The sequence below is a fragment of the Microbacterium sp. W4I4 genome (assembly GCF_030816235.1).
Taxonomy (GTDB): domain Bacteria; phylum Actinomycetota; class Actinomycetes; order Actinomycetales; family Microbacteriaceae; genus Microbacterium.
In genome coordinates this window covers 766,778-786,321 of the sequence record NZ_JAUSXT010000001.1, presented here as the reverse complement: position 1 = coordinate 786,321, position 19,544 = coordinate 766,778, and the positions used below count along the sequence as shown (strand labels likewise).

The 19,544-nt window shown below is 68.1% G+C and carries 21 protein-coding genes and 1 tRNA gene; 13 read left to right on the top strand and 9 right to left on the bottom strand.

Annotated elements, in window-relative coordinates; genetic code table 11:
- Positions 1-20 precede the first annotated feature (20 nt).
- Positions 21-218 (top strand): hypothetical protein, encoded by a 198-nt coding sequence (locus QF046_RS03745; RefSeq protein WP_307366332.1) that lies wholly within the window; start codon positions 21-23, stop codon positions 216-218.
- A gap of 55 nt (positions 219-273) precedes the next feature.
- Here the strand turns inward: QF046_RS03745 and QF046_RS03740 are convergent, their stop codons facing one another.
- A complete protein-coding gene (locus QF046_RS03740) occupies positions 274-849 on the bottom strand; it encodes a hypothetical protein (protein WP_307366331.1) in 576 nt (191 codons plus the stop codon).
- A 31-nt stretch (positions 850-880) separates the two neighbouring features.
- Positions 881-1,690: an inositol monophosphatase family protein gene (locus QF046_RS03735; protein ID WP_307366329.1), complete on the bottom strand. Its 810-nt coding sequence runs from the start codon at positions 1,688-1,690 to the stop codon at positions 881-883.
- A 153-nt stretch (positions 1,691-1,843) separates the two neighbouring features.
- Between QF046_RS03735 and QF046_RS03730 the strand changes: the two genes are divergently transcribed.
- Positions 1,844-1,916: transfer RNA gene (locus QF046_RS03730), tRNA-Lys, on the top strand.
- A gap of 60 nt (positions 1,917-1,976) precedes the next feature.
- Here the strand turns inward: QF046_RS03730 and QF046_RS03725 are convergent.
- Positions 1,977-3,071, bottom strand: a complete 1,095-nt coding sequence (locus QF046_RS03725) for an LOG family protein (protein WP_307366327.1) — start codon at positions 3,069-3,071, stop codon at positions 1,977-1,979.
- A 73-nt stretch (positions 3,072-3,144) separates the two neighbouring features.
- Between QF046_RS03725 and QF046_RS03720 the strand changes: the two genes are divergently transcribed.
- Positions 3,145-3,630: a hypothetical protein gene (locus QF046_RS03720; protein ID WP_307366325.1), complete on the top strand. Its 486-nt coding sequence runs from the start codon at positions 3,145-3,147 to the stop codon at positions 3,628-3,630.
- A 33-nt stretch (positions 3,631-3,663) separates the two neighbouring features.
- Here QF046_RS03720 and QF046_RS03715 read toward each other — a convergent pair whose 3' ends face one another.
- The 4 genes from QF046_RS03715 to QF046_RS03700 all read right to left on the bottom strand — a co-directional run bounded on the left by QF046_RS03715 (position 3,664) and on the right by QF046_RS03700 (position 8,050).
- Entirely contained in the window at positions 3,664-4,428 is a 765-nt protein-coding gene (locus tag QF046_RS03715) for an amino acid ABC transporter ATP-binding protein (protein ID WP_307366323.1), read from the bottom strand.
- On the bottom strand, positions 4,425-5,387 hold the full coding sequence (locus QF046_RS03710) for an amino acid ABC transporter permease (protein ID WP_307366321.1): 963 nt from the start codon (positions 5,385-5,387) through the stop codon (positions 4,425-4,427). Before QF046_RS03710 ends, QF046_RS03715 begins: the two co-directional genes overlap by 4 nt.
- Positions 5,388-5,396: 9 nt before the next feature.
- Positions 5,397-6,365 carry an ABC transporter substrate-binding protein gene (locus QF046_RS03705; RefSeq protein ID WP_307366320.1) on the bottom strand — a complete coding sequence of 323 codons (969 nt, stop codon included), beginning with the start codon at positions 6,363-6,365 and terminating at the stop codon, positions 5,397-5,399.
- Positions 6,366-6,466: 101 nt separating this feature from the next.
- Complete coding sequence (locus QF046_RS03700) at positions 6,467-8,050, bottom strand: amidohydrolase (protein WP_307366318.1); 1,584 nt, start codon at positions 8,048-8,050, stop codon at positions 6,467-6,469.
- 127 nt (positions 8,051-8,177) lie between these two features.
- On the opposite strand from QF046_RS03700, the gene QF046_RS03695 reads away from it, so the two are divergent.
- Positions 8,178-9,101, top strand: coding sequence for a LysR family transcriptional regulator (locus tag QF046_RS03695; protein WP_307366316.1), 924 nt, complete (start codon positions 8,178-8,180; stop codon positions 9,099-9,101).
- 11 nt (positions 9,102-9,112) lie between these two features.
- Here the strand turns inward: QF046_RS03695 and QF046_RS03690 are convergent, their stop codons facing one another.
- Together QF046_RS03690 and QF046_RS03685 are read right to left on the bottom strand one after the other, a co-directional pair.
- The gene (locus QF046_RS03690; RefSeq protein WP_307366314.1) at positions 9,113-10,339 is read right to left on the bottom strand and encodes an MFS transporter; all 1,227 of its coding nucleotides are present in this window, start codon (positions 10,337-10,339) and stop codon (positions 9,113-9,115) included.
- Positions 10,336-10,776 carry a MarR family winged helix-turn-helix transcriptional regulator gene (locus QF046_RS03685; protein ID WP_307366312.1) on the bottom strand — a complete coding sequence of 147 codons (441 nt, stop codon included), beginning with the start codon at positions 10,774-10,776 and terminating at the stop codon, positions 10,336-10,338. Before QF046_RS03685 ends, QF046_RS03690 begins: the two co-directional genes overlap by 4 nt.
- Positions 10,777-10,904: 128 nt before the next feature.
- Between QF046_RS03685 and QF046_RS03680 the strand changes: the two genes are divergently transcribed.
- From QF046_RS03680 to QF046_RS03640, 9 genes are read left to right on the top strand one after another with little or no spacing between them, the layout of a single operon-like run.
- Positions 10,905-12,092, top strand: a complete 1,188-nt coding sequence (locus tag QF046_RS03680; protein WP_307366310.1) for a substrate-binding domain-containing protein — start codon at positions 10,905-10,907, stop codon at positions 12,090-12,092.
- A 52-nt stretch (positions 12,093-12,144) separates the two neighbouring features.
- Positions 12,145-12,957 carry an ABC transporter ATP-binding protein gene (locus QF046_RS03675; protein WP_307366309.1) on the top strand — a complete coding sequence of 271 codons (813 nt, stop codon included), beginning with the start codon at positions 12,145-12,147 and terminating at the stop codon, positions 12,955-12,957.
- Positions 12,954-13,664, top strand: coding sequence for an ABC transporter ATP-binding protein (locus tag QF046_RS03670; RefSeq protein WP_307366306.1), 711 nt, complete (start codon positions 12,954-12,956; stop codon positions 13,662-13,664). Before QF046_RS03675 ends, QF046_RS03670 begins: the two co-directional genes overlap by 4 nt.
- Positions 13,661-14,536: a branched-chain amino acid ABC transporter permease gene (locus QF046_RS03665; RefSeq protein WP_307366304.1), complete on the top strand. Its 876-nt coding sequence runs from the start codon at positions 13,661-13,663 to the stop codon at positions 14,534-14,536. Before QF046_RS03670 ends, QF046_RS03665 begins: the two co-directional genes overlap by 4 nt.
- A gap of 2 nt (positions 14,537-14,538) precedes the next feature.
- On the top strand, positions 14,539-15,657 hold the full coding sequence (locus QF046_RS03660) for a branched-chain amino acid ABC transporter permease (protein ID WP_307366302.1): 1,119 nt from the start codon (positions 14,539-14,541) through the stop codon (positions 15,655-15,657).
- An 8-nt stretch (positions 15,658-15,665) separates the two neighbouring features.
- Positions 15,666-17,210 carry a class I adenylate-forming enzyme family protein gene (locus tag QF046_RS03655; protein WP_307366299.1) on the top strand — a complete coding sequence of 515 codons (1,545 nt, stop codon included), beginning with the start codon at positions 15,666-15,668 and terminating at the stop codon, positions 17,208-17,210.
- Positions 17,194-17,871: a TetR/AcrR family transcriptional regulator gene (locus QF046_RS03650; protein ID WP_307366297.1), complete on the top strand. Its 678-nt coding sequence runs from the start codon at positions 17,194-17,196 to the stop codon at positions 17,869-17,871. Before QF046_RS03655 ends, QF046_RS03650 begins: the two co-directional genes overlap by 17 nt.
- Complete coding sequence (locus QF046_RS03645; RefSeq protein WP_307366295.1) at positions 17,868-18,620, top strand: 3-hydroxybutyrate dehydrogenase; 753 nt, start codon at positions 17,868-17,870, stop codon at positions 18,618-18,620. The genes QF046_RS03650 and QF046_RS03645 overlap by 4 nt, the downstream gene beginning before the upstream one ends.
- Entirely contained in the window at positions 18,605-19,507 is a 903-nt protein-coding gene (locus tag QF046_RS03640) for an alpha/beta hydrolase (protein WP_307366293.1), read from the top strand. Before QF046_RS03645 ends, QF046_RS03640 begins: the two co-directional genes overlap by 16 nt.
- Positions 19,508-19,544: the final 37 nt, after the last annotated feature.

Here is a 19,544-nt window from a genome sequence, read left to right as displayed (position 1 = left end):
GACGATCGGGAGGCTTCGACGTGGTCGATTTCATCGTGTTCATGGTCCTGTTCCTGGGCGGGTTCTACCTGTTCGGCATCTCCTGGAGCCTGCCGACCGCACAGGGCGTCGTGTTCTCCGCGGGCATTCTGCTGGTGAGCCTCGCGCTCGCCTACGTCATGCGCCAGCGCGGCTCCGACACGCGCCGCTCCGACAACTGGAACCAGCGCGACAACTGATCTCTCGGTTGCGCCGCGCATCCCGCGGCGCAACCGCATCCGGGGGCTGTCTCACTCATCCCGTTCGATGAGCAGCAGCCCCTGTTTCGTGTCCGCGAACTTGACCCCAGCCATCACCGAACTCGTAGGTCATCCCGAATCCCTCGTCGTCCTTCGCGATCGCGTAGGCGGGGTCCTCGGTGAGGTACGTCCTGCCGCTCTCGCTGGAACGCAGCCACCCGTCGCGCTCGAGCGCGGACTCTGCGGTGCGGGCGAGCTGCTCGCTGATCGGTCCCCAGCCGTACATCTGACCGTGGTCGGATGCCGTCGTGTAATCGGCCCAGGAGCACAGCAGGCCGCCGTCGACGGGGCTCTCGCCGATGCGGAGCTCCTGTTCCTGGAACGTCCAGCCCTGTGACGTCAGAGCATCCACCGTGGCTGCGGAGATCATGTTGTCGCAGGTGAGCGGCTCGCCCGTCGTGGGGGTCGGGGTCTTCTCCACCGGCCCGGTCGTCACCGTCGCTCGAGGCGTCTGCGTCGAGGCGTCGGTCGTCGGAGGCGGAGTCGTCGGGCTGGGGGCGGCGCCGCTGCATGCGGTGAGGGAGAGGGCTGCGAAAATCGCGAGGGCCGCCAGAGGGGTGCGGTTTTTCATGTGATCCGTGGGGGAGGGGTGCGTGCCGCGCTCAGGAGCGCTGCACGTCGCGGAACAGGGAGAGGAACGGGTCGTGCAGGATGCCGTTGGTGGCGAGTGCTGAGAGGGAGGACAGGGTCTCGGTGCCGTCGAACGCGGTCATGCGTCCGCCGGCTTCACGGACGATGGGCACCGCGGCCGCGATGTCGTACTCCTTGACGTCGAACTCCGCGACCATGTCGATGCGCCCTTCGGCCAGGAGCATGTAGCTGAAGATGTCGCCGTATGCGCGATCGCGCCAGACCCGATCGGCCAGAGCGAGCAGCTCAGGCAGTTTTCCGGCATCCGACCACTGCGCGATGCTCTGGAAGCTCACACTCGCATCGTCCAGCGAGTCGACGCCCGACACGACGATCCGCCGCGGACCGGCATCCGTCGCCGTCCAGGAGCCCCCGCCGGCCGATGCCCACCAGCGGCGGCCCAGGGCGGGCATGCTGACGACCCCGACCTGCGGGACGCCGTCCACGGCGAGGGCGATCATGGTTCCCCACAGCGGCACTCCGCGCAGGAAGTTCGCGGTGCCGTCGATGGGGTCGATGATCCACTGGCGGCGTGCATCGCCCTCCGTGCCGTACTCCTCGCCGAGGATGCCGTCGTCCGGACGCTCGGTGCTGAGGATCTCGCGGATGGCCCGCTCGGTGGCGAGATCGGCATCCGTGACGTGAGTGCGGTCGGCCTTGCGCGAGACCTCGAGATCAGGAGCGTCGAACCTCGGAAGGGACTGGGCATCGGCGGCGTCGGCGAGCCGAAGAGCGAGCGCGAGGTCGGTGCTGAAGTCCGTGGCGGGAGGGGAGACGGTCACCATCCCAGGCTAGTCCGGGGCTGTCACCGGAGCAGGCTCCGCGTATATCGGTCGTGAAACGATACGCAACGCGCCCGAGATCCCGAATCGATTTGGCACGCACCCCGGCCGCTGGTAATGTAATTCCTCGGTCGGGGTACTCATCCGGACCACGCACCTCTAGCTCAATCGGCAGAGCAATTGACTCTTAATCAATGGGTTCAGGGTTCAAGTCCCTGGGGGTGCACGGATCAGCCTCGGAACACTCTCGCCAGTGTTCCGGGGCTTTTCTGCTTCTGGGCGATGGTCAGCGTGACGCTCCGCTGCGCATGAGCTCGGCGGCCTCATCGATGCCGTCGACCAGGTGCACGTGCGGTTCCATCGGCCGTCCCTTCGCCAGCGCCTGCAGCAGAGGCCACGCGGGGTAGCGCTCGGTCCAGTACTCGCGCCCGACCAGCACCATGGGGGCGAGGGACGATTCGTCGGCGTAGTAGTTCTCGCAGGCGTCCTGGAAGATCTCCTGGACGGTTCCGGCCGCCCCGGGCAGGAACACGATGCCGGCCTGGCAGACCTCCAGCAGGATCGCCTCACGCTGCGCATTGCGGCAGTACTTCGCGATCGCGCTCGCAAACGCATTGGGCGGTTCGTGACCGTAATGCCAGGTGGGGATGCCGAGAGACTCGGATCCGTGCGGAAACCGGTCGCGCACCGCGAACGCCGCCTGTGCCCAGTCTCCGATGTGCGCGGCGAAGTCCGGCACCCGGCTGAGGACGTCCAGCGACTCGTCCAGCGCATCCTCGTCGTGACCGCTCAGGTAGCCGCCCAGGTTGACGGCCTCCATCGCACCGGGGCCGCCGCCCGTGGCGACGGTGTGCGTCTGCGCCAGCATCCGCCCCAGTCGTGCACCGTCGGCGTACGCGTGCTCTCCGCGCTCGATGCCATGGCCGCCCATCACGCCCACCAGCCGCCGGACGTGCGTCCAGTCATCCAGCGCGAGACCGAGGCTGTGGTCGTGCAGCGCCTGCGCCAGGGCGGTGTCGCGGGAATCCTCGTGCTGGGACCAGGCGTACACGCGGGCGTCCAGACTGTCCGCGTAGTCCGCGGTGTCGTACAGCTCCTGCGGGGTGTACAACGCCGTGCGATAAATCTCGATCGGCACGGCGGGGATCATGGGGAACACGATCGCACCACGGGCACGCACGGACTCGCCGTCGTCCGGGCGCAGCACGCACCCCAGGAACAGGGCGCCCGTCACGTCCGCTGCGCGCAGTGCCGCACTGCGGTCGGTGAGGTCGAGGTCGCGGAGCCGCCACCCCGAGAACGAGCGCGCCCCGGATGCCAATCGTTGGTCCAGCTCGTCGAGCGAGTCGACGTAGATCACGCTTCCGCGGGTTCTCCTCATGTCGATGAGATTAGGCGCACTGGCTCTTCCGCCCGTCGCGACGCGGTGACATCATGGCGATCAGGAGGTTCTCATGATCGAGCTTGACGACATCGACCAGGACGAGGACGGAGCTCTCACGGCTGCTGTCGAGTTGCCCGGCGGGCGCCGCGTCACTGTGGAGTACGAGTTCGACGAGGAGTTCGAACGGGACGATGACGGCGAGGACGATGATGATGACGAGGACATCGATGACGTCGTCCGTGAGGACCTGCCCGACCTGGACGCGATGGAGGCCACCGTTCGTCACGCGCTCGCACGACTGACTCAGGAGACGCTCGATCAGCGCGAGCAGGAGGTCGCCGAGGAGCTCACCGATGCGGCCTACGAGGGCGACGAGGACGTCGACCTGGAAGACGAGCTGCGGACACTCAAGGCGGACATCGCCCTGGACGGCGTGATCGTGTTCGGCGACGGAGGGATCACACTGCTCTACATCGCCCCTGAGCAGTATCCGGACCTGATCATCTACTGCCTGCTCGACGAGGACCTGGAGATCGACGACCTGATGGTCGAGTGATCAGCACGCCATCGCTTGGACTCCCTCTCCGCGCTAGCGAACCCTGGTCAGGAAGGCCTTCGTCCGGTCCGAGGACGGAGCGCTGAGAACCTGTTCGGGGGATCCCTGCTCCACGATGACGCCGCCGTCGAAGAAGCTGAGCGTGTCGCCGACCTCACGGGCGAAGCCGATCTCGTGGGTCACCACCACCATGGTCATGCCGTCCGCGGCCAGCACCTTCATGGACTCGAGCACCTCGCCGACCAGTTCGGGATCCAGCGCGGACGTCGGCTCGTCGAAGAGCAGCAGCTTCGGATCCATCGCCAGCGCACGCGCGATCGCGACGCGCTGCTGCTGACCACCCGAGAGCTGGTCGGGTCGCTTGTGCGCGTGATCCGCGAGACCGACACGATCCAGCTGCTCGAGGGCCCGGGCGCGGGCGACGGCCTTGTCCGTCTTCGCGACGTGGATGAGCCCGCAGGTCACATTGTCGAGAGCATTCAGGTGCCCGTACAGATTGAAGCGCTGGAAGGCCATGCCGATTCCCGAGCGGAAGCGCGCGAAGTCCTTGTCCCGCCACTGGTGGAACCTGCCGTCGCGCAGGTCGTACCCGACCTGCTGACCGTCGACTTCGAGGCTGCCGCCGTCGATCGTCTCGAGGGCGTTGATGCAGCGCAGAAAGGTCGACTTGCCCGAGCCGGAGGGCCCGATGATGCAACTGACCTCCCCGGGCTGCACGTCGAAGTCCACACCGTGCAGGATCCGGTGGGCGCCGAAGCTCTTCGTCACGCCCTGCGCCTTGACCAATGCGGTGCTCATCGCTGTGCCGCCTTCCTCTCGGGGGAGATGACGCTGTTCGCACGCATCGCTCCCATCGCCCTCTGCGTCCACGACGCACCGCGCACGACCCGCACCGCGTCGACGCCGAATCGCTGTTCCAGCTTCGTCTGCAGGAACGTAGCGACGGCCGTGAGCACCATGTACCAGATGCTCGCGACGATCAGCAGCTCCATGATGAGGTTGTTCTGCTTGTAGATCTGGCTCGCGTTGGTCATCAGGTCGTTGCCTGCCACGACGTAGATGAGCGAGGTCGTCTTGAGCATCGAGATGAACTCGTTCGCGGTCGGCGGGATGATGATCCGCAGCGCCTGGGGCAGCACGATGATGCGGGTCTGCTGGAACGAGGTCATCCCCGTCGCCGCGGCGGCCTCTGTCTGGCCGCGATCGACCGCCTGGATGCCGGCGCGCACCGTCTCGGCGAAGTATGCGGCGAGATTGAGGCCGAGTCCGAGCAGTGCGGCGTTGAACCCGGTCATCACCTCGTTCGTGTCCCAGAAGACACCGATGCCGGTGAAGGGGATCTGCAGGATGATGCGCGGGAACAGGAAGGCCAGGTTGTACCAGAAGATCAGCTGCACGAGCACGGGTGTGCTCCGGAAGAACCAGATGTAGATCGTCGACAGCCAGTTGAACACAGGGTTGTGCGACAGTTTCATGACTGCCAGCACAACCCCGAGCACCAGGCCGAGAACGGTCGCCAGGATGCTGACCCAGATGGTGACGACAAGTCCGTCGAGGATCTTCCCGTCGAACAGGTAGTCCAGAACCCGGTTCCAGCGGATGTTCTCATTGGTTGCCAGACTGACGATGAAGAGCGCGAAGCAGACCGCTGCGACCGCGCCCCCCAACCATCTGACCCAGTGGACCCGACGGATGACCGGAATCTCTCGACCGTTCGCGATGATGAACTTCTGCGTGCGTGTGAGAATGGCGGCCATCCGGATCGCCTACTCGCCCGCGTTGATCACGGCGGAGGCGACTGCCATCTGGCCCACGCCCCACGCCTCGAGGATCTTGGCGTAGTCACCGGAATCGATCAGGCTCTGCAGAGCGGCCTGCACGGCCTCGATCAGCTTCGTCTTGTCCGGGTTCATCGCGATTCCCCACGGGCTCTCATTGCCCTCGATCGCGACGGCGTCGAAATCCATCTCCGGGTCGTTGGCGCGTGTCACCGCGACGGGGTAGTCGGTGATGACCGCATCCGAGCGACCGTTCTGGATCTGGAGGATCGCATCCATCTCATCAGGGAAGCGCGTGATCTCCAGCGCCTTCGAACCCGCCGCCGCGCAGTCCGCGGCGTACTGCTCGGCAAGGATCAGCGCAGAGCCGTTGTCGACCACCGAGACGACCTTTCCGCAGAGATCGGTCGGCAGCAGCACACCGCTCGGGTTCCCGCCCTTCACAAGGAAGCCGTTGCCCGCGCTGACGTAGTCGACGAAGGTCACGACCTCGCGCCGTTCGGCGTTGTCGGTCATCGAGGACATGATCATGTCGTAGCGACCCGTGGTGACGCCGGGGATCTGCGCGTTGAAGTCCTCGTCGTTCAGCTCGAAGCCGACGCCCAGCGTGCGCGCGATGGCAAGGCCCAGTGCGGGGTCGACGCCGATCAGGGTCTTGCCATCGGTCGCGAACATCTCCATGGGCGGGTATCCCTGCGACGTCGTCATCCGCAGGCCCTTGGCCTTGATTTCGTCGGGGACGAGTCCGGCGAGCTCGGCGTTCGGTTCGATCGCGTTCACGATCTCTGCGGCGAGATCCTCCGCGGGCGCCTGCTGCAGGCTCGACGGCGCCTTGTCGGGCGCGTCGTCAGCGGCGTTCAGGCTCTGCCCGCCGCAGGCGGTCGTACCCAGCAGCACAGCTCCGAGGAGAAGGGCGATCCCTCCACGGCGGCGGTTGTCTCGGGTGAAGATGGTCATGGGCTTCTCCTGTTCTCCGACATCGGAGGATCCGATGCGAGGGTGCATCTGGGGTGGGGGGGCGAGCCGATTCGATCAGAGCGTCGAGTCGACTCCACGTGCTAGCGCTGGAATCGGATCTCGCCGCCGACGACCGTCGTCATCACGGACAGATCGCGAAGTTCGTGGGGTGCGACCTCGAACGGGTCCTCGCTCAGCACGATGAAGTCGGCGAGACGACCTGCGGTGAGCCGGCCGAGCTTCGCCTCCATCCCTGCGGCGAACGCCGGGCCCTTCGAGAATCCGTCCCACGCCTCGACGATGCTCAACCGCTCCTGCGGCTCCCATCCGTCTTCCGGCTCACCGAACCGATCCTGGCGGGTGACTGCGGCATGGATTCCGTGCAGCGGATCGGGGTCCTCGACCGGTGCGTCTGAGCCGAAGGCCAAGGCGGCGCCGGCATCGAGGAGCGAACGCCACGGGTAGTTCGCGAGTTCGCGGCCGCTGAGCAGGGCGTTCGACAGGGCGATGTCCGAGGTGCAGTGCGTCGGCTGCATCGACGCGATCACGCCGAGTTCGGCGAAACGAGCGACGTCTTCCCGGCGCATGTGCTGAGCGTGCTCGACGCGATGGCGAAGGCGCCGCGCATCCGAGACCGACTTCGTCTCGGCGTATGCGTCGAGCACCAGGTGGTTCGCCTCATCGCCGATGGCATGCGTCGCCACCGCGATTCCTGCACTCGCCGCCTTCCTGATCAGGGCGACCAGTTCGGCGTATTCGATGACCTCGATACCGTGGTTGCCCGGCATGCCGGGAAAGTCTTCCCCCATGTGCGCGGTGTGGGATCCGAGAGCTCCGTCGGAGAACAGCTTGACGGGTCCCGTGGAGATCCAGTCGTCGCCGTCGCCGGTGATCCGGCCTTCGGCGATGGCCTCGTCCAGGAACGCCATCGGGATGGACTTGTGGACGCGGATCTTGAGATCGCCCGCCTCGCGCATCTCCCGATACGCACCCCGGCAGTCCTCGCCGTCGAGGTCGTGGATGCTGGTCAGACCCACCGACAGGAGGTGCTCCTGGGTCGCGCGCAGCTGCACGGCCAGATCGCCGGACAGCGGAGAGGCCATCAGTGCTTCGACGGGGTGGCCTGCGACCTCCCGCAGAATCCCGGTCGGATCTCCGTGCGCATCGCGGACGATCTCCCCACCGGCGGGGTCGGGCGTGCGGCGGTCGTACCCGAGGGCCTCGAGGGCACGCGAGTTGAGCCAGAAGCTGTGGCCGTCGATGCTCGGCAGCGCGACCGGCTTGTCCGGGCAGATCGCATCGAGGTCGTGCCGATTCGGCTGAACGGGGACATCCCAGATGTTCGAGTCCCAGCGGTTCCCGAACACCCACTCGCCGGGCTGGGACTTCGCTGCATGCACACGGATGAGTTCGAGGCACTCGCCGAGGCTTCTGACACCTCGCAGATCGAGCGTCGCCATGGTGCGCGCGTGCATCGAGGTATGGATGTGAGCATCGGCGAGCCCGGGAAGAACGGCGCGTCGCTCGAGATCCGCTTCGGCGACCGGGCGTCCGATCCGATCACGCAGTTCGGCGAAGGCGCCGACGGCGGTGATGGTGCCGTCCTCGACGAGCAGCGAGTCCGCCATCCGCCCCGAACCGTCCATCAGATGGATCCGCCCATTGCGGTAGAGGGTCGCGGCCATGTATCTCTGCTTCCTCGCGGGATGGTCGTCGGGAACTCGACCGGGTTCCTGCCAGGGTAATTTAGATGGCCCCGCCCATGCGTAAGCGGATCCCCAGGGATCCTCGCGCTGAGCATAAGGAATGCTGATGCTGAATCCGACCCACCTGCAGACACTTCTCGAGGTGATCCGCCTGGGCTCCTTCGCGGCCGCGGCGAATCGTCTCGGGTACACCGCATCCGCCGTCTCGCAGCAGATGTCAGCGCTGGAGAAGGATGCCGGAGTGCAGCTCTTCGATCGGTCGGCGCACAATGCGCGTCCCACGGAAGCGGCGGCGGTGATGGCGCACCACTCGCCGAAGGTCCTGAACGCGATCAGTGCCCTGGTCACGGCCGTCGCTCGCGCCCACTCGGTGTCCCGGCACGAGCTCAGCCTCGGTGCGTTCGCGAGTCTTGCGACGGAGCTCATGCCCGCGCTCGCGGCGAGTCCTTCCTGGCAGAGGCTGGACGTCACCCTCCAGACGTTCATCGGCGAGCCGTCACGCCTCGTGCAGCGACTTCAGGGCGGCAGCGAGCTGGACGTCGCGCTCGTCTATCAGGTCGGCCAGACGGGGCTCGCCTGGCCGTCTTCCGTGCAGTCCAGGTTCCTCGGCAGGGATGAGTATCGCTTCGTCCTCCCGGCTGCCTGGGGATTCGCCCCGGGCGAGGTCATCGCGCCGACTCAGCTGAGCGGGATGCCGTGGATCACCCACATTCCGGGCACGAGCGACGCTGCCGCGATCAAGCGGCTCTTCGCGGCATCCCACTTCCGCCCGCACATCGTGGCGAACTCGGACGACGTGCACACGACGCTGCGGATGGTCGCGTCGGGAACGGCAGGGTCCTTCGTTCCCCTTCTGACTCTGCAGACCATCCCGGACGGCATCGTCGTTCCGTCCGTCCCGACGATCCATCTCGCTCGCGAGCTGTTCGCTCTGGTGGTCGGCGACAGGGCCGGGTCGCACACCGAGCAGCTCCTCGACGAGGTGGCGCAGATTCTGCGGGGACTGGGGGTCCCCGCAGAACAGCACTGATCGCCGGTGGCTCAGGCGGCGTCGCCAACCAGAATCGCCTCGGCATCTTCTCCCGCGCCCTCGCCGGCATCATCGATGTGCGAGAGAACGCGGCGGCCGAGCAGCACTGTCAGGGCTGCGATCAGCACGGATGCCGCGGCGAACAGATACGGCACGGTGTCGCCATAGGCGTGCGCCAGGGCGGCGGCCACCGGCGGGGCCATCGCGCCGCCCAGGAACCGGACTGCGGAGTAGGCCGAGGATGCCACCGAGCGGGGAAGATCCGTCGCCTCCATGACGGCCTCGGTCAGCACGGTGTTCATCACACCCAGCAGCAGACCCCCGGCGATGATGCAGATCACCAGTGCGGTGGAGCTGGCCACGACAAGTCCCGCCACGACCAGGACGATCGCGAGCAGCGGCAGCGTGACGAGGATGATCGCAGTGCGGGTCATCCGTCGCATGAGCGCTGGCGCGACCCAGACGCTGGTGATGGCGAGGGCGACGCCCCAGCCGAAGAACGTGAAGCCGATGCCCATCGCGCCGAATCCCAGAGGGAACGGCGAGAAGGCCAGCAGCACGAAGAACCCGATGTTGTAGAACAGCGCGGTGACCGCGAGGATCGCCAGCGCCGGTCGACCCAGGGCGCGGAACGGAGCCGAGAACGGCATCGGCGCACGCTTCTCCTCGCCGTTGCGCACCAGAGCGAGCACCGCGATGAAGCCGATGGCCATCAGGGCGACGACGCCGAAGAACGGTCCGCGCCAGCTGACCTCGCCGAGCAGACCGCCCAGGAGCGGCCCGATGGCGATGCCGAGACCCAGAGCGGCCTCGTACAGCACGATGGCCGCGCCGCTGCCGCCGGCGGCGGCTCCGACGATGGTGGCGAGTGCCGTGGAGATGAACAGCGCGTTGCCCAGGCCCCAACCCGCACGGAACCCGATCACCCAGTCGACGCTGCCGCTCATCGCGCACAGCAGGGCGAAGACGACGATCAGCGCCAGCCCGACCAGCAGGGTGGCCTTCGCGCCGATCCGGCTGGAGATCCAGCTGGTCACCAGCATCGCGAGGCCGGTCACCAGAAGGTAGCTGGTGAACAGCAGCTCGGTCTCGACCGGGGACGCCTGCAGGGAGTCGGCGATGGCCGGGAGGATCGGGTCGACGAGGCCGATCCCCATGAAGGCGACGACGCACGCGAATGCGACCGCCCATACCTGCGCCGGCTGTCGCCAGACCGATCCCTGGGGTGTTCCGCTCATGCGGCATCTCCTGTCGTGTTCGATTCCTGTGAGTGGACGGCGAGGATCTCGGCCGCGCGCTGCAGTGCGGTCCAGTCGTCATCGTCGAGCCCGCTGAAGCGGGGAGCGAGGGTGTCGCGCATCTCGCTGCGCCAGTCCGCGAGTGCCTGCAGGCCCGCCGCTGTGGCGGAGACGAGCGTCGCCCGGGTGTCGGCAGGATCCGCCGCCCGGTCGACGAGGCCCGCCTGTTTGAGGCTGCCGATCAGTCGGGTCATCCCCGGTTGCGTGGTGCGGGCGGCCTGGGCGAGCTCGCCGAGACGAAGGCTGCCGCGTCGCTCGAGGATGCCGAGGGATCGCCACTGCGCTGAGGGCGCTTCGTTCCCCGCCTCCTGTGCGGCGATGCGGGCGAGCGCGTGGGCGGACAGCACCAATGACGGGATCACATCCGACCGATTCATACCTAGGAGTATATATCAAACGGTATGCGTCACGCGCGTCGATTGACGTCCTGCGTCGAGTGCTATAGATTCCAAATACCTGAATCGGGTTTCATGTTCCCGACCTTCCACCGTTGAAAGGCGTCCAGATGCGAGTTACGAAGAAGTTGCTCCTCGGCTCGGTGCTCGTCACCGCAGCCCTCGTGATGACGGCGTGCGCGCCGCAGGCGGGCGCACCCGTTGCCGAGGGCGGCGACAAGGGCCCGGCAGAGGTGCGCGTCGGCGTCATCACCAGCGAGACCGGCCCGCTCGCCGGTTACGGCAAGCAGTACCTGGACGCCTTCGCCGTCGGTCTCGACTACGCCACCGACGGCACGGGCGCCGTGGACGGCACCAAGATCGTCATCGAGAACCGCGACGACGCCGGCGACCCCGACACGGCTGTCACCGCGGCCAAGGAACTCATCGGCGACGGCGTCAACATCCTGATGGGCAGCGCGTCCTCGGGCGTCGCGCTCGCCGTGGCCGAGCAGGCCGCGCAGAACAAGGTGCTCTTCATCTCCGGTCCGGCCGCGGCGGACGCGATCACCGGCATCAACGACTACACGTTCCGCTCGGGTCGGCAGTCCGCGCAGGACGTCGCCACCGCGGGAACCTTCCTCGATGACATCGACGGCAAGAAGATCGCGGTCTTCGCCCAGAACACCGCCTTCGGGCAGGGCAACGTCGCCGCGGTCGAAGCGATCCTGGGAGCTAAGGGGGCAACGGTCGAGCCCGTGCTCGTGGCCGAGGATGTCACCGAGTTCACCCCCTTCGCCCAGCAGGTGCTCTCCGCGAAGCCCGACCTCGTGTTCGTCGCGTGGGCGGGAGCAACGTCCGGCGCCATGTGGCAGGCGATGAGCCAGCAGGGCGTGCTCGATGAGATCCCCGTCGTCACCGGCCTCGGCGACCGCGCGACCTTCGGCGCCTACGGCGTCGCCTCCGAGAAGATCAACTTCCTGAACCACTACTTCGCCGCAGCGCCCGACAACGAGGTCAACACCGCGATGGTCACGGGTCTCGAGAAGGCGGGCACCGAGCCCGACCTGTTCAGCCCCGACGGCTTCAACGCCGCCATCATGCTCGTGCAGGCGGTCAAGGAGGGCAAGGGCGATGTGGATGCCATGATCAAGGCTCTCGAGGGCTTCGAGTTCGACGGACCCAAGGGCAAGAACACCGTCCGCGCCGAGGATCACGCCCTGCTGCAGGACATGTACCAGGCCAAGCTCGTCGCCCAGGACGGATCCTTCGCCGCCGAGCTCGTCTCGACGGTTCCCGCCGCCGACGTCGCGCCGTGACCCGGAGGATCAGGACACGATGCGGCGTACTGAGCGACCGGAGGGAGGCGAGGTGAGCACCCCAGTCCCGTCCGCGACCGGAGCGTCGCTCCGGATCGAGGGCCTCGGCCTCGACATCGGAGGGGCGACGATCCTCAAGGACGTCGACCTCTCCGTCGAGCCGGGCGCCCTGGTCGGAGTCATCGGACCGAACGGCGCAGGCAAGACCACGCTGTTCAACGCCGTCTCGGGAGTCATCCGGCCCACCGCCGGACGCATCCTGATGGACGGCGTGGACATCACCCGCGCCAGCGTGCCGCAGCGTGCGCGGGCGGGACTGGGCAGGACCTTCCAGACCTCCAGCCTGTTCCCGCAGCTGACGGTGCTCGAGAACGTGCGCACGGCGGTGCAGGCGACCCAGCCGGGCAGCTATTCGCTGTTCCACTTCCCGAGGCGCACGGATGCCGCCAGCATCCGCGCCGAGGAACTGCTGCGCTCGGTGGGCCTCGGGCATCGACTCGATGCGCGAGCAGGAGACATCAGCCATGGCGACAAGCGCAAGCTCGAGATCGCCGTGCTGCTGGCCACACGGTCCCGCCTGGTGCTGCTCGACGAGCCCATGGCGGGGGTCGCCTCCGGCGACGTGGCCGGGCTCGTGGACAGCATCCGGGGCCTGCAGGCCGAGACCGGCTGCACGGTGCTGATGGTCGAGCACCACATCGAGGTCCTGATGGGACTGGTGGACCTGGTGGCCGTGATGTACTTCGGCAGCATCATCGCCGTCGACACCCCGCAGCGGATCATGGAGAACACGACCGTGCAGAGCGCCTACCTGGGGACGAGCGACGCGTGCGATGCACTGAGCGAGCGGAGCGAGCCGAAGTGAGCGCCCCGATCCTGCAGGTGCGGAACCTGCGCGCATCCATCGCCGGCCAGCAGGTCGTCGAGGATGTCACCTTCGACGTCCCTGCGACCGGCATCACGGCCGTCCTGGGCCGCAACGGCGCCGGCAAGACCTCCACGCTGCGCGGCATCCTCGGCCTCATCTCCCGCAAGGGGGAGGTGCTGCTGGACGGCGAGCGGATCGACGGCCTCAGCACGCACCGCATCGTGCAGCGCGGCGTCGGCTACGTCCCAGAGGACCGCGACGTCTTCGCGGGGCTCACGGTCGCCGAGAACCTCGCCCTCGCCGAACGCCAGCGCGAGCCGCGCCGCGATTTCGTCGCCCAGCTCTTCCCCGACCTCGTCACCCGGCGCGATCAGCGTGCGGGCACCCTTTCCGGAGGGCAGCAGCAGATGGTGTCGGTCGCGCGCGCACTGCTGAACGACAACCGACTGCTGCTCGTGGACGAGCCCACCAAGGGGCTCGCGCCCAAGATCGTCACCGAGGTGGCCGATGCGCTCGCCGAGGCCGCCCGCATCGTTCCCATGCTGCTCGTCGAGCAGAACCTCGATGTCGTCCGCCGACTGGCCGATCAGGCCATCGTGATCGCCGACGGACGCGTGGCGCTCGTCGGCCGGGCATCCGAGATCCTCGACGACGCCGACCTGACCCGACGCCTGCTGGGCGTCAGCGCGGAGGAGCACAAGTGAGCACCCTCATCCTGACCCTCATCATCGGCCTGGGCCTCGGCGCGCTGTACTTCCTCGTCGCCAGCGGTCTGAGCCTGATCTACGGGCTCATGCACGTGCTGAACTTCGCGCATGGCGCCTTCCTCACCCTCAGCGCGTTCGTCGGCTGGGCCGTCGCTCAGGCGATCGGCGTGACCAGCTGGGGCGGGTTCCTGCTCTCCATCCTGGTCGGGGCGGTGGTCGGTGCCCTCTTCGCGGCGGGCACGGAGCTGCTGCTGATCCGGCCGCTGTACGAACGCCACATCGAGCAGGTGCTCGTCACCGTCGGTCTCTCGTTCGCCGCCGTCGCACTCTTCGAGGGCATCTGGGGCACCGACCCGATCACGATCGCCGGCCCGCCGTGGCTCGGCGAGACCACGTCGGTGCTCGGCGCCAGCATCCCGAACAAGTACTGGGTGCTGATCATCGCGGCAGGTCTCGTCCTCACTGGCCTCGTGATCTTCCTGAAGAAGACCCGCTACGGCATGATCATCCGCGCCGGCGTCGAGAACCGGGCCATGGTCACCGCGCTCGGCATCGACGTGCGACGCTCTTTCACGCTCGTGTTCGCGATCGGCGGCGCGGCAGCCGGCATCGGGGGAGTCCTCGCGATGCACGCGCTGACCTACGTCTCGGCGCACATGGGCTCGACGCTGCTGATCTTCGCCTTCATCGTCACCGTGGTCGGAGGACTGGGGTCGCTCACGGGCGCGGCGATCGCCTCAGTGCTCGTGGCCACGATGCAGCAGATCGCCAACACCTACCTCGGCGGCACCGGTGACTTCATCGTCGTGATCCTGCTCGCGGTCGTGCTCCTGGTGCGACCGGCCGGTCTGATGGGAAAGAGGGCCTGATCATGCGCACCACCCGTTTCTCCCGCCTTCTCCCGTTCATCGTGGGCGCGGTGCTCGTCGTGGTCCTGGCCCTGCTGCCGATGCTGAACCTGTCGATCCCGGGCGTGCTGCCGGGCCCGACGTACACGCCCGGATCGCTCGCCCTGATGTCGCTGTGCATGGTCTTCGCCGCTCTCGCGCTGTCGTACAACCTGATGCTCGGCACGGCCGGGATGCTCTCCTTCGGACACGCGCTGTACTTCGGCGCCGGCGCCTACGGACTGGGCATCGTGCTCGAGGCCGCGCAGCTGCCCCTGGTGCCCGGCGTGTTCGCGGCACTGCTGGGCGGCATCGTGATCGCGGTGGTCACCGGCGCGGTCGCCATGCGTGTCAACGGCATCCCCTTCGCGATGGTCACCCTCGCGTTCGCACAGGCCGGATCCGTGCTCGTGCGCCGCAACCAGGCGATCACCGGCGGAGAAGAGGGCCTCGGTCTGAACACCGACGGTGTTCCCGACTGGCTCGTCGGCGTCGTCAACACCCGCAACCTGTACTGGGTCTCGCTTGCCGTCGTCGTGATCGTGTACCTGATCGTGCTCTGGGTCGACCGCTCGCGGCTCGGCCACCTCGCCGCGGCCGCACGCGAGAACGACCTGCGCGTGCGGGTGCTGGGTCTGCATCCCGCCCGCGCCAAACTGCTCGTCTTCGTGATCGCCGGGCTCTGCGCATCACTGGCCGGCATCGCCTACCTGCTGCTGCAGTCGGGCACCCAGCCCAGCGCGGTCGGCGCCGACCTCACCATCACCGTGCTGGTCATGGTGGTACTCGGCGGCGTCGGGTTCCGCTGGGGCGCGGTTCTGGGCGGCGTGCTCTACACGATCCTCGATCAGCGCCTCACCGTGCTCGCCCGCGCAGACGGCATCCAGCAGCTGCCCGACGTGCTGCGCGTGCCGCTCTCGGAGCCGCTGTTCATCCTCGGCGTGCTGTTCATCCTCGTGGTCATGTTCCTGCCGGGCGGGATCGCCGGCACGGTCGACTCCTGGATGCGCCGGCGTCGGGGCGCCAGGGACGGCGGAGTGCAGGAGGGTGGCGCTCTCGACGCGCTCGAGCAGCAGATCGACCGGCAGGCGGTCGCGCCATGATGGATGCCATGGCGGGACCCCACACCATCGGCCGCTGGCTGAGCGACAGCGCCGCTGCCGCGCCTGCGCGCATCGCCGTGGACGACCGCGGCGTGCGCACCGACTACGCGGCTCTGGCGGCTCGCACCGCCGCTCTCGCGCGGCTGCTGACGGATGCCGGTTACGGCGCCGGCCAGCGCATCGCGACGGTCTCCGGCAACTCCACCGATCACATCGTGACGTTCTTCGCGTGCGCCGAGTTGGGGATCGCACTGGTCCCGCTGTCCTGGCGGTTGACTCCGGCCGAGCTCGCGGATCTCATCACCCGCACCGACCCGGCGCTCCTGCTGATCGAGGACGAGCACTGCTCTCTCTCCGCGGCCGCGCTCGAGCTGGCGCAGTCCGCAGCACCGCACGCACCGCTCGGCGTCTCCGGGGTCGAACGCGAGGCGCCGAGGGCCGCGCGCTCCGCACCGGCGCGCCCGGCGCGGGACGACGATCCGCTGCTGATCATCTACACCTCCGGCAGCGAGGCCGCGCCCAAGGGCGTCGTCCTCACCCAGGAGAACTGCTTCTGGAACAACCTGGCACTGGATCGGGCGATGCCGCTGAGCGCCGACGACGTCGTGCTGGCGATGCTGCCGCAGTATCACGTGGCCGCCTGGAATGTGCAGCCCCTGCAGGCCTGGTGGCGCGGCGCGACGGTCGTGCTCGAGCGCTCCTTCGATCCGGGCCGGGTGCTGCAGCTGATCTCCGAGCGCGGCGTGACGGCGATGATGGGCGTGCCGACGCAGTACCGGATGCTGCAGCGGCATCCGCTCTGGGCATCGGCCGACCTGTCCAGCCTGCGACGCGTCGTCGCCGGGGGAGCGACCATCCCCGAGGAGCTCGTCGCGAGCTGGGCGCAGCGCGGCGTGGCGTTCACCCAGGGCTATGGGCTCACGGAAGCGGGACCCAACGTGCTCTACCTCGCCCCGCACCTCATCGCCGCGCACCCCGGCGCGGTCGGGCGCCCCTACCCGGGTGTCGACGCGCGACTCGCCGACCCGGCGACGGGACTCGAACTCGCAGGGCCCGCCACGGGTGAGTTGTGGGTGCGCGGATCCAGCGTCTTCGCCGGCTACCTCGACGACCCCGAGGCCACTGCACGCGCCAAGCAGGGCGGCTGGCTGCGCACCGGCGATCTGCTGCGACGAGACGCCGACGGCATCCACCATGTCATCGATCGCCTCAAGGAGATCTATGTCTCCGGCGGTGAGAACGTCGCCCCCGCCGAGGTCGAGCGTGCGCTGAGCTCCCACCCACTGGTCGCGGCGTGCGCCGTGGTCGGTGTGCCGGATGACACCTGGGGCGAGCGGGGCTTCGCGTTCGTCGTGTCGGCAGCGCCGATCTCCGCGGATGAGCTGCGGGCCTTCGCCGCAGAGCGACTGGCCTCGTTCAAGCTCCCCGCGCACATCGAGTTCGTCGCCGAGCTTCCGCGCTCCACGATCGAGAAGGTCGCCAGAGCCCAGCTGCGTCGTCGGGCGCAGCAGCTGCGAAACGCGCAGGAGGAGAATCATGATCGTGCACACTGAGGATCCGCCGGTCTCGTCGGCGACCGGACGACCGCTGACCTCCCGTGGGCAGAAGACCCGCAGGCGACTGCTGGAGGCGGCGGAGCAGGTCTTCGCCGAGCTGGGCTATCACGAGGCGTCGATCGTGAAGATCACCGAGCACGCCGGTGTCGCGCTGGGCACCTTCTACCTGTACTTCGACAGCAAGCAGTCCATCTTCGAGGCGCTGGTGCTCGACCTGAACAGCCGGGTGCGGCACTCGATGTCCGAGGCGATGGCCGGAGCGTCCGGACGCATCGAGGCCGAGCGGCTCGGCTTCGAGGGGTTCTTCCGCTTCACCGCGCAGCATCCGGCGCTGTACCGCGTCGTGCGCGAGGCCGAGTTCGTCTCGCCCGCCATGCTCAGGCTGCACTACGAGCGCATCGTGGACGGCTACCAGGCGGGACTCGCGGCCGCCCAGCGCAGCGGTGAGGTCGCTGCGGAGCTGGACACCGAGGTGGTCGCGTGGGCGCTGATGGGCGCCGGCGAGCTGATCGGCATGCGCTACCTGCTCTGGGAGAAGGACGCCGGCGGTCGACCGCCCGCGCAGATCGACCCGGCCGTGCTGGACGGCATGACCGCATTCATCGCCCGGGCACTGCGCCCGGACAGCACTACTCCGATCAAGGGGATGGAACGATGACCGAGCAGGATCTCGCCGGCAGGCGAGCCGTCGTCACCGGTGGCGCGAGCGGAATCGGGTTCGCCTGCGCGCAGGAGTTCGTCCGGCGCGGCGCGCATGTCGTCATCGCCGATCTCAATGCGGATGCCGCCGCGACGGCGGCCACCGAGATCGGGGGAGACACGTGGATCGTCGACCTCTCCGACACCACGGCGCTGGATGATCTTACGCTGCAGGCCGACATCCTCGTGAACAACGCCGGCATCCAGCGGGTGAGCCCGATCGAGGAGTTCGATCCCGACGCGTTCCGGACGATCCAGCGCATCATGCTCGAGGCGCCCTTCCTGCTGATCCGCGCGGCACTGCCCGGCATGTACGAGCGCGGGTGGGGACGCATCGTGAACATCTCCAGCGTGCACGGCCTGCGCGCCAGCGCCTTCAAATCGGCGTACGTCGCCGCGAAGCACGGACTGGAGGGCCTGTCGAAGGTCACCGCGCTGGAGGGCGGCCCGCATGGCGTCACCAGCAACTGCATCAACCCCGGCTACGTGCGCACGCCGCTGGTCGAGAAGCAGATCTCCGATCAGGCACGCCTGCACGGCATCCCCGAGTCCGAGGTCGTGGAGAAGATCATGCTCACCGAGAGCGCGATCAAGCGGCTCGTCGAGGCGAGCGAGGTCGCCTCGCTCGCGGGCTGGCTGGTCTCGGATGCCGCGGGCATGGTCACCGGTGCCTCGTACACCATGGACGGCGGATGGAGCGCCCGCTGATGCCGCACACCTATCGAACCGTCGAGGTGCCCGTGTCCGGCGGCGATCTACGCGTGGGGGTCTGGGACCCGGAGGGCGACCCGACCCGCACGGCGCTGCTCGTCCACGGCATCACCTCCTCGCACCTGGCCTGGCCGTTCCTGGTGGACCGACTGCCGGGGGTGCGGTTGATCGCCCCCGACCTGCGCGGCCGCGGTGCGAGCCACGCCGTGCAGGGCCCGGCCGGGATGACGGCGCACGCCGACGATCTGGCCGCCGTGCTGGATGCCTTCGACATCGCCGAGACGACCGTCGTCGGACATTCCATGGGCGCCTTCGTGACAGTGGTGCTCGCGGACCGGCATCCCGATCGGGTGTCCCGGATGGTGCTCGTGGACGGCGGCCTGCCGCTCGACGTGCCGGCCGGCATCGATCCGGAACAGCTCGTGCCGATGATCCTCGGTCCGGTGGCACAGCGGCTGTCGCAGCGATGGCCGAGCGTCGACGCCTACATGGACGACTTCTGGCGCGGACACCCGGCCTTCTCCGAAGACTGGAGCGACGAGCTCGAGGCGTACATCGCCTACGATCTGGTGGCCGACGGCGGCGCGCTGCGCTCCGCGACGAGCTACCGGATCATGGCCGAGGACACCGCCGACATGAACCTGGGCAGCACGCTGCCGGATGCGCTGGCCGCGTTGTCGACGCCGACCCTGTTCCTCACCGTGCCGCGCGGACTGCAGAACGAGACGCCGGGCCTGTACGCGCCCGCACACCTGCAGAAGCTGCTCGAGACGTTCCCGCAGGTGCGGCACATGGCCCTGGACGACCTCAACCACTACACGGTCGTGATGAGCGCGCGCGGTGCGGACATGCTGGCGCCACTCGTGCGGGCCGAGCTCACCTGACCCGTTCGGAGTCCGCGCGACCCGTTACGTTCTGGGG

Excerpts from the sequence above, each read along its gene's own strand:
- QF046_RS03740 (WP_307366331.1), bottom strand. The coding sequence starts at position 849 with ATGAAAAACCGCACCCCTCTGGCGGCCCTCGCGATTTTCGCAGCCCTC.
- QF046_RS03725 (WP_307366327.1), bottom strand. The coding sequence starts at position 3,071 with ATGAGGAGAACCCGCGGAAGCGTGATCTACGTCGACTCGCTCGACGAG.
- QF046_RS03720 (WP_307366325.1), top strand. The coding sequence starts at position 3,145 with ATGATCGAGCTTGACGACATCGACCAGGACGAGGACGGAGCTCTCACG.
- QF046_RS03715 (WP_307366323.1), bottom strand. The coding sequence starts at position 4,428 with ATGAGCACCGCATTGGTCAAGGCGCAGGGCGTGACGAAGAGCTTCGGC.
- QF046_RS03710 (WP_307366321.1), bottom strand. The coding sequence starts at position 5,387 with ATGGCCGCCATTCTCACACGCACGCAGAAGTTCATCATCGCGAACGGT.
- QF046_RS03705 (WP_307366320.1), bottom strand. The coding sequence starts at position 6,365 with ATGACCATCTTCACCCGAGACAACCGCCGCCGTGGAGGGATCGCCCTT.
- QF046_RS03700 (WP_307366318.1), bottom strand. The coding sequence starts at position 8,050 with ATGGCCGCGACCCTCTACCGCAATGGGCGGATCCATCTGATGGACGGT.
- QF046_RS03695 (WP_307366316.1), top strand. The coding sequence starts at position 8,178 with ATGCTGAATCCGACCCACCTGCAGACACTTCTCGAGGTGATCCGCCTG.
- QF046_RS03690 (WP_307366314.1), bottom strand. The coding sequence starts at position 10,339 with ATGAGCGGAACACCCCAGGGATCGGTCTGGCGACAGCCGGCGCAGGTA.
- QF046_RS03685 (WP_307366312.1), bottom strand. The coding sequence starts at position 10,776 with ATGAATCGGTCGGATGTGATCCCGTCATTGGTGCTGTCCGCCCACGCG.
- QF046_RS03680 (WP_307366310.1), top strand. The coding sequence starts at position 10,905 with ATGCGAGTTACGAAGAAGTTGCTCCTCGGCTCGGTGCTCGTCACCGCA.
- QF046_RS03660 (WP_307366302.1), top strand. The coding sequence starts at position 14,539 with ATGCGCACCACCCGTTTCTCCCGCCTTCTCCCGTTCATCGTGGGCGCG.
- QF046_RS03655 (WP_307366299.1), top strand. The coding sequence starts at position 15,666 with ATGGCGGGACCCCACACCATCGGCCGCTGGCTGAGCGACAGCGCCGCT.
- QF046_RS03650 (WP_307366297.1), top strand. The coding sequence starts at position 17,194 with ATGATCGTGCACACTGAGGATCCGCCGGTCTCGTCGGCGACCGGACGA.
- QF046_RS03645 (WP_307366295.1), top strand. The coding sequence starts at position 17,868 with ATGACCGAGCAGGATCTCGCCGGCAGGCGAGCCGTCGTCACCGGTGGC.
- QF046_RS03640 (WP_307366293.1), top strand. The coding sequence starts at position 18,605 with ATGGAGCGCCCGCTGATGCCGCACACCTATCGAACCGTCGAGGTGCCC.